The 12,028-nt window shown below is 49.8% G+C and carries 11 protein-coding genes; 8 read left to right on the top strand and 3 right to left on the bottom strand.

Features of this window, described 5'->3' with window-relative positions:
* The first annotated feature begins 155 nt into the window (after positions 1-155).
* The gene (locus tag FCH32_RS11075) at positions 156-575 is read left to right on the top strand and encodes a translesion error-prone DNA polymerase V autoproteolytic subunit (protein WP_117342847.1); all 420 of its coding nucleotides are present in this window, start codon (positions 156-158) and stop codon (positions 573-575) included.
* 2 nt (positions 576-577) lie between these two features.
* Complete coding sequence (locus FCH32_RS11070) at positions 578-1,840, top strand: Y-family DNA polymerase (protein WP_135911994.1); 1,263 nt, start codon at positions 578-580, stop codon at positions 1,838-1,840.
* A 183-nt stretch (positions 1,841-2,023) separates the two neighbouring features.
* Here the strand turns inward: FCH32_RS11070 and FCH32_RS11065 are convergent, their stop codons facing one another.
* Entirely contained in the window at positions 2,024-3,304 is a 1,281-nt protein-coding gene (locus tag FCH32_RS11065) for a site-specific integrase (protein ID WP_174360897.1), read from the bottom strand.
* A 253-nt stretch (positions 3,305-3,557) separates the two neighbouring features.
* Between FCH32_RS11065 and FCH32_RS11060 the strand changes: the two genes are divergently transcribed.
* The 3 genes from FCH32_RS11060 to FCH32_RS11050 all read left to right on the top strand — a co-directional run bounded on the left by FCH32_RS11060 (position 3,558) and on the right by FCH32_RS11050 (position 6,191).
* Positions 3,558-4,007: a cupin domain-containing protein gene (locus tag FCH32_RS11060; protein ID WP_174360896.1), complete on the top strand. Its 450-nt coding sequence runs from the start codon at positions 3,558-3,560 to the stop codon at positions 4,005-4,007.
* A gap of 584 nt (positions 4,008-4,591) precedes the next feature.
* A complete protein-coding gene (locus FCH32_RS11055) occupies positions 4,592-5,578 on the top strand; it encodes a phosphoribosyltransferase-like protein (protein WP_244958403.1) in 987 nt (328 codons plus the stop codon).
* Between the two features lies 1 nt (position 5,579).
* A complete protein-coding gene (locus FCH32_RS11050; protein WP_174360894.1) occupies positions 5,580-6,191 on the top strand; it encodes an NADAR family protein in 612 nt (203 codons plus the stop codon).
* Between the two features lie 299 nt (positions 6,192-6,490).
* On the opposite strand, the gene FCH32_RS11045 is transcribed toward FCH32_RS11050, so the two are convergent.
* Both FCH32_RS11045 and FCH32_RS11040 read right to left on the bottom strand, forming a co-directional pair.
* A protein-coding gene (locus tag FCH32_RS11045; RefSeq protein WP_174360893.1) for an IS3 family transposase occupies positions 6,491-7,542 on the bottom strand; the annotation gives its coding sequence in 2 pieces (ribosomal slippage) (positions 6,491-7,290 and positions 7,290-7,542; 1,053 coding nt in all).
* Positions 7,543-7,715: 173 nt separating this feature from the next.
* Complete coding sequence (locus FCH32_RS11040) at positions 7,716-8,387, bottom strand: SOS response-associated peptidase (RefSeq protein ID WP_174360892.1); 672 nt, start codon at positions 8,385-8,387, stop codon at positions 7,716-7,718.
* A 348-nt stretch (positions 8,388-8,735) separates the two neighbouring features.
* On the opposite strand from FCH32_RS11040, the gene FCH32_RS11035 reads away from it, so the two are divergent.
* From FCH32_RS11035 to FCH32_RS11025, 3 genes are all read left to right on the top strand, one after another.
* Complete coding sequence (locus FCH32_RS11035) at positions 8,736-9,011, top strand: metal/formaldehyde-sensitive transcriptional repressor (protein WP_003833178.1); 276 nt, start codon at positions 8,736-8,738, stop codon at positions 9,009-9,011.
* A gap of 32 nt (positions 9,012-9,043) precedes the next feature.
* A complete protein-coding gene (locus tag FCH32_RS11030; protein WP_117342845.1) occupies positions 9,044-10,162 on the top strand; it encodes an S-(hydroxymethyl)glutathione dehydrogenase/class III alcohol dehydrogenase in 1,119 nt (372 codons plus the stop codon).
* Between the two features lie 169 nt (positions 10,163-10,331).
* Positions 10,332-12,020 (top strand): methyl-accepting chemotaxis protein, encoded by a 1,689-nt coding sequence (locus tag FCH32_RS11025; RefSeq protein ID WP_153879607.1) that lies wholly within the window; start codon positions 10,332-10,334, stop codon positions 12,018-12,020.
* Positions 12,021-12,028: the final 8 nt, after the last annotated feature.

Raw genomic sequence — 12,028 nt, 5'->3', positions numbered from 1 at the left:
GCCTCCCGAAATAATTTACAAAACCGATATTTTTAACCGCAACCCATACTTACACGTGAGGTGGTTAAGCAATAAACAGCGCCCGTCTTCCCATCACTTGATTGCATGCTTCACTACAACTACTGTATATAAAAACAGTATGTGAGGGATGCGTCATGATGTTGTACAGACCTTCAGAACCGCGCGAGGCGATCGCGCTACCCCTTTTCAGTGATGTTGTCGCGTGCGGGTTCCCCAGCCCGGCACAGGACTACGTGGAGCAGCGTATTGATCTGAATGCCTTGTTGATCAAGCACCCCAGCGCGACCTACTTTGTGAAAGCGGCAGGCGATTCGATGGTTGATGCCGGGATCAATGAGGGCGATCTGTTGATTGTTGACAGCGCCAGAACCGCCGCTCACGGGGATATTGTGATTGCCGCGGTGGACGGTGAGTTTACAGTAAAATGTCTCCAGCTCAGACCTACCGTGCAGCTTAATCCGATGAACCGCGCCTGGTCACCGATTCGGATCAGCAGTGAAGATACGCTCGATATCTTTGGTGTTGTGACTTTTATCGTCAAATCGACGGGGTGAGAATGTTTGCGCTCTGTGATGTAAATGCATTCTATGCCAGCTGTGAGACCGTGTTTCGCCCGGATTTGAAAGGCCGCCCGGTGGTGGTTCTATCGAATAACGACGGCTGCGTCATTGCCCGCAGCGCCGAAGCCAAAGGGCTGGTAACAATGGGCGCACCTTATTTCAAACAGAAAGAAATTTTCCGCCGGCACGGGATTGTTACCTTCAGCAGCAACTATGAACTGTACGCCGATATGAGCCAGCGGGTGATGACCACCCTGGAAGAGATCGCGCCACGGGTGGAGATCTACTCAATTGATGAGGCGTTTTGCGATCTCTCTGGAGTCAGGAATTGCTGCAATTTGGCGGCGTTTGGACGTGAAATTCGACACACGCTGCACAAGCGCACACATCTGCTCGTCGGCGTAGGTATTGCGCCCACCAAAACCCTCGCGAAGCTGGCGAACCATGCGGCCAAAAAGTGGCAACAGCAGACGGGCGGCGTAGTGGACCTCTCGAACAGGGAACGCCAGCGTAAGCTGATGGCGGCGCTTCCGGTCGATGATGTTTGGGGCGTTGGTCGCCGTACCAGCAAGAAACTCGACGCGATGGGTATCAAGAGTGCGCTGGATCTGGCGGATACCCACACTGACGTTATCCGCAAGCATTTCAGCGTGGTACTGGAGCGTACCGTACGTGAACTACGCGGTGAACCCTGCCTGGGTTTTGAAGAGTTTGCAGCGGTGAAGCAGGAAATCATCTGCTCAAGATCGTTTGGTGAGAGGCTCACGGATTACAACGCCATGCGGGAGGCGATTTGCGCTTATGCCGCGCGTGCAGCAGAAAAATTGCGCGGGGAACACCAGTATTGTCAGTTTATCTCTGCGTTTATTAAAACCAGTCCATTTGCCCCGAATGAACCTTATTATGCTAATAGCGCGTCGACCAAATTGCTGATCCCCACCCAGGATAGTCGGGATATTATCAATGCGGCAACACGCTGCCTGGACGTTATCTGGCGGGACGGACTGCGCTATCAAAAAGCGGGCGTGATGCTGGGGGATTTTTTCAGTTCAGGCGTGGCACAGTTGAATCTGTTTGATGACAATGGCCCTCGACGCAACAGCGCGGAGTTGATGACCGTGGTGGATCGGCTCAATAAAGAAGGGCGCGGAACGCTCTGGTTTGCCGGGCAGGGAATAGAACAGCAGTGGAAAATGAAACGAGGAATGCTATCCCCACGATATACCACGCGTTTTGCGGATTTGCTGCGGGTGAGTTGATTGTATAAAACAGGGAGATGTTATTTATTTTCTGGAGACGCCTCGCATTTATTTAATTACCCGATACTGGTGGTCAATGGCGCCTCTCCTCATGACCCCATAAATTTCACCGTTTACACGGGGCTATTAAATGAAATACCATACCCCCCTATAGTAGAGGGTGAGTCTCTCAGGTTGCTGATTCTACTCGTTTATTTTTATGATTTTTCTTTCCTGGGGCGTATTGGGGGCAAACCCTAAACGCTGGTTTAGCAGCTCGACCTGTTCGCCGTCGAATTCCTTGATCCAGGCTGAGTACACGCGGTAGACCATTTCTGCATCTTCGTGCCCGAGCTGGCTGGCGATGAACGACGGGTTTGCGCCTGCGGCCAGAGACCAGCATGCAAAAGTATGTCGGGACTGATACGGAGCCCGGCGGCGAATGCCCGCTTTCTCAACGCAAACATCCCATCGGTCTGATATCGACTGCGTGGAAAAAAATTTCCCCGGGTTTTTTGTTTTCAGGCCAGGCAGAAAAACGAAGCGATGTTTCTGAACTTTCGTGCTTCCGTACTCTCTGAAATGTTGTACGATTTCGGTTTCTGGCAAATGGCCTGTGAGCGCATATTGTGCACGCAGCGCATCGAGAGCAGGGGCGATAAGGTTGAGCACCCGGTCGCCTGCTTTTGTTTTGGGTGGGACAAAATCGCCCTGTGCAGTCAGGTTGCGCTGGATATGAACCTTACCTGATTCAAGATCAACATCATCCCATGCGAGCGCAGCAATCTCACCGTGGCGCGGTCCGGCGTTCATCGCGAACTGCCAAAGATTCCGATCCTGTCCACTTATCGCCAGCATCATGGTGGCGTATTCATCCCGCTGCAACGGGTCAGGCTTTTTCCTGTCTTTGTGCAGTTTCGTGATGTGCTCGAAAGGCTTATCGGTAATGAACCGGCTGCGATGAGCAAAGCGCAGCATCTGGCAGACCACAGAGATATAGTCGTTAACTGTATTAACACTGCGGCCCGTTTTTTTCCGTTTGTTTCCTTCCGCGTAAAAGCTCTCTCCCCGTAAAAGTTCCTTCCTGTACCGCAGCATGTCGCTGTGGGTTATGTCTGCAATCAGCGTATTCTCCCCGATAATTCGATTTATCGTTCTGAGCTGGGCAAGCAGTCGCGTCATAGTATTCCTTGAAACGTCCTCCTCTTTGGCGGCCAGCCACATTTCGTTGAGATCGCCCCAGGTATACGCCACGCGGGTAGACGTAAATTTCTGAACGGCTTTCGACTCAGGGAACCGCCGGGAATAGTCAAACTCTCCCATCTGGATTTCGCTGACGATCAGCGCTCGCAGGTTTCCGGCCTTTTTGATGTTTGCAGGGGTGTTCACCCAACCTTTCAGCACCTCGCGACAACGCTTGCCGCGGTAGGTGAAAGTTATACGGATTTTGCCGTTATGGATTTCAACACCAGTTGGAAAAGACATTACAGCTCCTGCACTACCTGAATGCGAAAGCAAGCCAGTAACTCGGTGATGGATAGGTGGGCAGGAGTTATCCAGAAGAACGCAAATAAACGATGCGTAGTGTCACATTTCATAATAGCTAATAATATAGTGACGTGATTTGTTAGCATATAGTTGAAGTTTTATAAATATAGATGATACTTATTTTGAGGATGTTATATCCTCAACAACTATTCACAGCATATATCATAAAATTCTGATAAGAGGGCGTCCTATGCCGAGTATGAAGGATCGTGTTGATAAAATTAACTGGAAAATGATGTATGACCCAAAAAAAGTCACAGAAATTATATCAAGCAAATCAATAACTAATTGGGCAAAATTACACCCATTAACTGTCATACCTAATCGTATTGATAAATCTCTAATCCCGATAGATTTTAAAATGTTTAGATTGCTTTCTGTTACGACTGTGGCTCCAGGTGTGAAGGTCGTACCACACTCACATGATGAGCCTGTATTTCGTTTTTTCTTGAAAGGATCAGTATTATTAAATGGGGTTAAATACGAAGAGGGTGACTGGATACTTATACCTGAAGGCGTTGAGTATGAGTTGACAACTGAAGATGGATATACAGCTTTAGTAGATTATGGTGTGCAATGCGGTGCGCCTCATAATGGCGATGTTCTCTCACCTCTTCGAAGTAAGCCCGAACATGATTAGCTAATAAAGTTAGTGATACTCAACAGATTGTATTTGTAATAATGAATTTTGTGCAGTTCATAGAACACTTGCGGACGTTTGGCTGAATCTGTCCATAATTTTGAACCCGCTTCTGCGGGTTTTTTTGGTGGTAGAGGATATCTGCCGGCAGTTCATATGTGAACTGACTAACCCCTGCATGGGCGAACAGTATAGATTGGCTGTTAGCGATTAATGGGAAGCGATCAACGCGGCAGGTTGCTTCGACCATCCTGCACTTCTCCGCGCCGCCGTATGAGCGTTCACGTAAACACGACTATGTAAAGGAATTACCGATTCGACTGCCAGGCTATGTCCCGCGCACAAAGCTATTCGCCCAAAAAGCTCTCCACGGTTTCGATGCATGGTCTGATCATGTGAATCTCCTGTTGTGGCTCTGAGCCATGCTCGCTCCATAAACACTGATGAAGATTACAAAATGTGATTTTTGTTAACATAATGAATTCTAGTAGTTTTATTTATTTATTTTAGGAGTATTCTGAATTTTTGAACTTTAATGATAGGAAAAGTCGATGTGTGACAATGGTATCACCGATGAAGATCTCATGGGTCAAATTGCAAGCAAACTCACTGACTATCGACATCCGCCACAAAGCGGTATGAATATTGCGCATGTGAGTCGCTGGATCCAACAATTCGATCCAGCCGATAGGCGGTTTGTTTTAGAAGAAACTGATCGGTTATTGGAGCTAGCTTATATTCGCGAGAGCGATTATCACAACGCAGCGAGTCATACAGCTAATAATCATGGAAACGAACAAATTTTCAGCGACGCAGCTTTTCTCGATATCCAAGTGCAGGGCTCAAGTCAGCATGAATACTTGGATTTGCTTCAATCTTATCGAGAAGATGATATCAACATCGTATATAGAAATTCCAACGAACAATGGGTTCACTCTTTTAGCGAATTTGTATATATAGATGACGTTTCCTTCTCAGGAGCAAAAGCGATACATGATTTATCTTGGTTTATAGAGCATTTCAATTTAGAAAATATAAGCATATATGTTTCTTTTATGGCGATGCACACATTTTCCGAATGGAAAATTAAAGATCAACTTGAAAGTGATTTTTCCGATAGGAATATCCGGATTGGTGTCGTTGAAGCGGATTTCGTATGCATAGAGAATCAGCTTCGTAACTCCTATCGGTCGGGAGTTTTTTGGCCAAAAGCAGAAAGTGTTTCTTTGCCTTTATGGGCAACACAAACACAAAATTATACAGGGACCTATCGGAATGGATATGAAGCAAATAATATCTTTCCAGATGAAAACCGACGTGACAGGTTTGAAGCTATTCTAACTAGAATAGGATTTACGATCCTTGGATACAGCCAAAATCCAAGGCCTGTGATAAAACCTTTAGGTTTTTCAACATTTAGAGGTGTTGGGTTTGGCGGCACAATATTTACTTTCAGAAATTGTCCAAACAATGCACCGCTGGCTTTTTGGTGGGGTACTTATCAAGAAACCCGGCAACCAGCATTGGATTGCTGGTATCCACTTATGAGACGTAATGGGTATAATGTGTGACATGAGCTATAGATTATACCCACTGAAGAACACAGTAGCCTTCAGGAAAACCACCGAAAAATGGGGTGGTCTTTCCAACATGGCTAAAGGTTACCCATTGTTAATCAATGGGTTGCCAATCCAATCGAGTGAAATACTGTATCAAGCATGCCGGTACCCAGACTACCCGGAGATCCAAAAAGCCATCATTACTCAAGGCAACCCCTACGAAGCCAAGCAGACTGCCAGATCCTTTGAAGCTAAGACCCGTTTAGGCTGGGAAAAGAATCGAGTTTCGATTATGAAGTGGTGCGTTTGCGTTAAGCTTTGCCAGAACTGGGAAACATTTTTCGCTCTTTTGGATAGCACTGGTGAACATGACATCGTTGAACACTCAGAGAAGGATCAATTTTGGGGGGCGAGTAAAGACTCCGAAGGTAACTTTTATGGCATGAACGTGTTAGGCCGTATCCTTATGGACGCGAGAGACGTTGCAAGAAGGAAGGGGCGCGCAGGTTTTGCTACCATACCGCCGCTCTCCTTGGATAAGTTTCTTCTGCTCGGGGATCAAATTCGCGTCGTCACTTTCACTCCACCACCAGTGGACACTGGGCAAAGCTTATCGCTTTTTTAATATGGCTTTTGTTCCTCTTTTGGTCGCGACTGATCGGCAAACCCGCTTTAGCGGGTTTTTTTGGGTTGCCCCTTCAAAATTCTAATGCTGTGATGAGCTAATGGCCGAGACTAAGTATGTGTAGTCGCTGATGATGACGTTAAAGTTTTCCGGCATATGGTCGATAATTTATCTTGTTAATTTAACTCTACTGAAACGCTGAGGCTATTAATCAAATGAATATTATCAACGATATTGCAACTATCGAAGGTCAAGAGCATGGGTAATCCCCCCATTTTTAACGGAGGCAATAAGTAGAGTCAGGCCATGCGTTGTATATGCTGCATCGGTGTGTAGCCATTCAACGCCATATTTGGTCGTTCGTGATTATAAAACCATTGCCACTGCGTGGCATAGCTCTGCAATTCATCCAGCGATGAAAACAGATGCTGCCCCAGCCAGTCATAACGCACTGTCCGGTTATATCGCTCAATATAGGCATTCTGCTGAGGTTTGCCGGGCTGAATAAAACGAAGGCTTATATTCTGCTGTGCGGCCCATGACATCAGTATCCTCCCTGTATATTCCGGTCCGTTATCACACCGAATGGCTGCGGGCTTTCCCTTCCATGCGATGAGTTGCTCAAGTGTTCTGACTACCCGACTGGTCGGCAGAGAAAAATCGACCTCAATCGCCAGTGCCTCACGGTTAAAATCATCGATAACATTCAGCAGACGGACTGAGCGACCATCCGATAACTGGTCGTGCATGAAGTCCATCGACCAGCATTCGTTGCTGCTTTCAGGCACTGCCAGCGGTTCAGGTTTATCCCGTTTCAGTCTTTTTTTCGGCTTGATGCGCATGTTCAGCGATAGCTCGCAGTAAATCCGGTACACCCTTTTGTGGTTGAAGCGGAAGCCTTTTACGTTGCGCTGACTGCCCGTAATGCGCAGTAGCCAGTCGGCAATGACCTCATTTTCCTCATTCAGTTGAGGCTGATAGCGATAGCAACTTTCGCTGACAACAAACAGGTGACAGGCAAAACGTATGCTGACATTCCGGCTCCTGACCGCATCCTGCGCCATCAGCTTTCGACGCGATGGCTTCACCACTTTTTTGCCATGGCTTCCTGAATGATTTCGGCTTTGAGGCGCTCTTCAGCATACATTTTTTTGAGGCGGCGGTTTTCGTCTTCCAGCTCTTTCAGACGGGTCATCATGGAGGCATCCATCCCGCCAAAACGCGAACGCCACTTATAGAAACTGGCGTTGCTCATGCCATGTTCACGACACAGTTCCGCCACCGGTGTTCCGGCCTCGGCTTGCTTCAGAATGGACATGATCTGGCTGTCAGTAAAACGTGATTTTTTCATAGAGATCTCCCCGGTTCAGATTACGAGAAAATTCTACTTATGAACACACCGGTTTTTCGGGGGGATTACCGTGTCATGCTTAATATATTTAGAGATTTATCTAAAAATAGATATAACTCTATGTTGATTAGTTTACCGCACTTAGCAGGAGGATACCTGATATTATTACAGGGTTAAGGGAAAGCCTCGATTAACTCGGCTCCCTGATTTCTCGGATTTCCAACGGCGCGCGTCACAGCATGCCAGACAAACTTGTCGGCTGGCACTGAGCCGTCGGCTGCTAACTCTTCAGCTTCTTTTCCGCCTATATCCTGCCGCATCCACTCACGTGCCGCTTCTGGCGACAAAACCAGCGGCCGACGATCATGAATGTCAACAAGACCTTTGTCGGCTGCAGACGTCACAATGAGAAAGCCTTCCGCTTCATCGCCGCGTTCGAAAGGCGTGCTGCCGATCGCCGCCATGAATATGGGTTGGCCGTCGGCACGGTGGATGAAGTAGGGCTGTTTCTTGTCGCCTTCCTTTTTCCACTCAAACCATCCATCCGCAAAGCAGATTGCCCGGCCATGATGCCACAGAGCCTTGAGCATTCGGCTGGTAGCCGCCGTCTCGACACGCGCGTTAATCAGTGGGGGTTTATCCCACCACCCGGGCGCGTAGCCCCAGTAAACAGGATCGATGTGCAGTTGCTCATCGCGTTCGCTCAACAGCAAGACTTTTGTTCCGGGCGCTACGTTGTACCGGCCAATTGGTTCCGGGTCATACGCGATATTACGATCGGCTTCGTCGGCTAGATAAGCCAGATATTCTTCGCGGGTTTGGGCTTGTGCAAAACGTCCACACATAGAAACCTCCAGTCGGATGTCAGACTGAAAGTATAGGGTAGAGAGAAAAAGTAGCGCGCGCTGGTTAAGTCTTACAAACGGATTCGTGGTGATTATGCTGATCAGCTTGAGATGCGTAAAGAGGCGTGTTGTGAAACTGGAAGGAGCTACGCAATAGCGTGAATTTTGGGGGCAAATTTGGGGGCAAAATACGGTTTGGGGGCAATTTGGGGGCAGTAAAAAGTCTCTTTATGTCCGATAGTGCCTTTTGTGTATACCGCGTAAATGCCTGATAACCATGTAAAACTTAATGTTTACATAAAGTTGCCTTAAGAGATACAATACCCCCCTATAGTATCCGGAGGGCGTATGCCGCATTCACCTGAAGATAAAAAACGCATTCTCACTCGTGTACGACGTATTCGTGGGCAGGTTGATGCGCTCGAGCGCGCGCTGGAGTCAGGCGAACCCTGTCTGGCGATCCTGCAACAAATTGCCGCCGTACGCGGTGCATCCAACGGCCTGATGGGCGAAATGGTTGAGATCCACCTGAAGGATGAACTGGTCAGTGGGGAGACCACCCCGGACCAGCGTGCCGTGCGTATGGCTGAAATCGGCCATCTTCTGCGCGCTTATCTAAAATAACACCATCACCTCGCAATAATGGGAAGAGACAAATGAAATCACGTGCTGCAGTTGCATTTGGCCCCGGCCAACCGTTAAAAATTGTTGAAATCGACGTCGCGCCGCCAAAAAAAGGGGAAGTGCTGGTTAAAATCACCCACACCGGTGTGTGCCATACAGACGCATTTACGCTCTCGGGCGACGATCCGGAAGGTGTATTCCCGGCAGTACTGGGCCATGAAGGCGGCGGCATTGTGGTTGAAGTGGGCGAAGGCGTCACCAGCCTGCGACCGGGCGACCATGTGATCCCGCTGTACACCGCCGAATGTGGCGAGTGTAAGTTCTGTAAATCGGGCAAAACCAACCTCTGTCAGGCCGTGCGCGCGACCCAGGGTAAAGGTCTGATGCCAGACGGCACAACGCGTTTTTCTTACAACGGCGAGCCGATTTATCACTATATGGGCACCAGCACCTTCAGTGAATATACCGTGTGCGCAGAGATCTCACTGGCGAAGGTCAATCCACAGGCACCGCTGGACAAAGTCTGTCTGCTGGGCTGTGGCGTTACCACCGGGATAGGCGCCGTCCATAACACGGCAAAAGTAAAAGAAGGCGACACCGTGGCGGTGTTTGGTCTGGGCGGTATCGGTCTGGCGGTGATCCAGGGCGCGGTACAGGCGAAAGCCGGGCGCATTTTAGCGGTCGATACCAACCCGGAGAAATTCAAGCTGGCCGGTGAAATGGGTGCGACCGATTTCATCAATCCGAACGATTACGATAAGCCGGTGCAGGACGTGATTGTTGAGCTTACCGACGGCGGCGTGGACTTCAGCTTTGAATGCATCGGTAATGTGAACGTGATGCGTGCTGCGCTGGAGTGCTGCCACAAAGGGTGGGGCGAGAGCATCATCATTGGCGTGGCGGGAGCTGGGCAGGAGATCAAAACACGTCCGTTCCAGCTGGTGACCGGACGCGTCTGGCGCGGCTCCGCATTTGGTGGTGTGAAAGGGCGTACGCAGCTGCCGGGCATGGTCGAAGACGCAATGAGCGGGAAAATTCAGTTAGATCCGTTTATTACGCATCGCCTGCCGCTGGAGCAGATCAACGAGGCGTTCGATTTAATGCATCAGGGTAAGTCTATTCGTACTGTTATCCACTTTGGCGATAACTGATCCATCCGCCAGCGGAACTCTCCGCTGGCACTTTCCTGAATTTTTTAGAATGATGTTGTGAAAGTGTGACGAAACCGGCGCTTTTCGCGGTAAGCAATCCTGGCGGATTGCCGATGACTATCTATCGGGCGTGTTTTCACGCATAAACCCTACAAGAGAGTCGACGGTCATGGACAACACAACATCGATGCAGGCCCAGCATAAACTGGGCTTCCTGCATCAAATCCGACTGGTTCCGCTGTTTTCCTCCATTCTCGGTGGCATCCTTCTGCTGTTCGCCTTAAGTTCCGGGCTGGCGAGCTATTTTCTTATGCAGGCCGACCGCGATCAGCGCGATGTGACTGATGAAATTCAGGTCAGGATGGGGTTATCGAACAGCTCTAACCACTTGCGCACCTCGCGTATCAATATGATCCATGCTGGTGCGGCGAGTCGTATTGCCGAAATGGACGATATGAAGGCCAATATCGCGGAGGCGGAAAAGCGGATTAAGCAGTCGCAGGAGGGCTTTAATGCCTATTTGTCTCGGGCGGTGAAAACGCCGGCAGATGAAGCGCTGGACGCTGAACTGAGCGCCAGTTTCAAAGCCTATATCGACGGTTTGCAGCCGATGCTCAAGTACGCCAAAAACGGCATGTTTGAAGCGATCATTAACCATGAAAATGAACAGGCCAGACCGCTGGATACCGCCTACAACAAAGCGCTGCTGAAGGCCATTGAGATCCGCACCGCAAGGGCAAACCAGCTCAGTGAGCAGGCCCATCATCGGACACAAATTGGCATGGTCTTTATGCTGGGCGCATTCGGTCTGGCACTGGCATTGACGCTGATGACGTTTATGGTGCTGCGTCGTACCGTGATCCATCCGCTGCTGCGCGCCGCCCAACGCATTGAGCAAATCTCAGCGGGCGATCTGACCATGCAGGATGAGCCCACCGGGCGCAGCGAGATTGGTCGTTTGAGCCGTCATTTGCAGACTATGCAGCATTCACTGGTGAAAACCGTGGGAACCGTGCGTCAGGGGGCAGAAGAAATCTATCGCGGGACCAGTGAAATCTCTATGGGGAATACGGACCTGTCATCGCGTACAGAAGAGCAGGCTGCGGCGATTGAACAGACGGCGGCCAGTATGGAAGAGCTGACGGCTACGGTGAAACAGAACGCCGATAATGCACATCATGCCAGTAAACTGGCGGAAGATGCTTCCGGAAAAGCCAGTCGGGGTGGTCAGATGGTTTCTGGCGTGGTGCATACCATGGGCAACATTTCGACCAGCTCGAAGAAAATCTCTGAAATTACCGCCGTCATCAACAGCATTGCTTTCCAGACCAACATCCTGGCGCTGAATGCGGCGGTGGAAGCGGCGCGAGCAGGCGAGCAAGGGCGCGGCTTTGCGGTGGTGGCCAGCGAAGTGCGTACACTGGCAAGCCGTAGTGCCCAGGCAGCAAAAGAGATTGAAGGATTAATCAGCGAATCCGTACGGCTGATTGATCAAGGCTCCGGGGAAGTGGTGGCTGCAGGCAATACCATGACGGATATCGTCGATGCGGTAAAACGCGTGACCGATATTATGCTGGAGATTGCTGCCGCCTCCGATGAGCAAAGTCGGGGCATCGTGCAGGTGAGCCAGGCGATTTCAGAGATGGACAAAGTCACGCAGCAAAACGCTTCGCTGGTCGAAGAAGCGTCTGCTGCCGCGGCCTCGCTGGAGGAGCAGGCTGCACGTTTAACCCAGGCGGTTGGCACCTTTCGCTTGCAGGGCGGCAGCGTGAAAAAACGCGCGCCCCTTGCTGCCACACCGGTTTATTCGTCGCCGCAAACGTCGCCATCCCACGGTGAGAATTGGGAAACGTTTTAACGATAAAG

The sequence above is a fragment of the Citrobacter gillenii genome (assembly GCF_013337685.1).
GTDB classification, from domain to species: Bacteria; Pseudomonadota; Gammaproteobacteria; order Enterobacterales; family Enterobacteriaceae; genus Citrobacter; species Citrobacter gillenii.
Note: the sequence above shows the minus strand (reverse complement) of the source record. Positions and strands in the feature narration are given on the sequence as shown.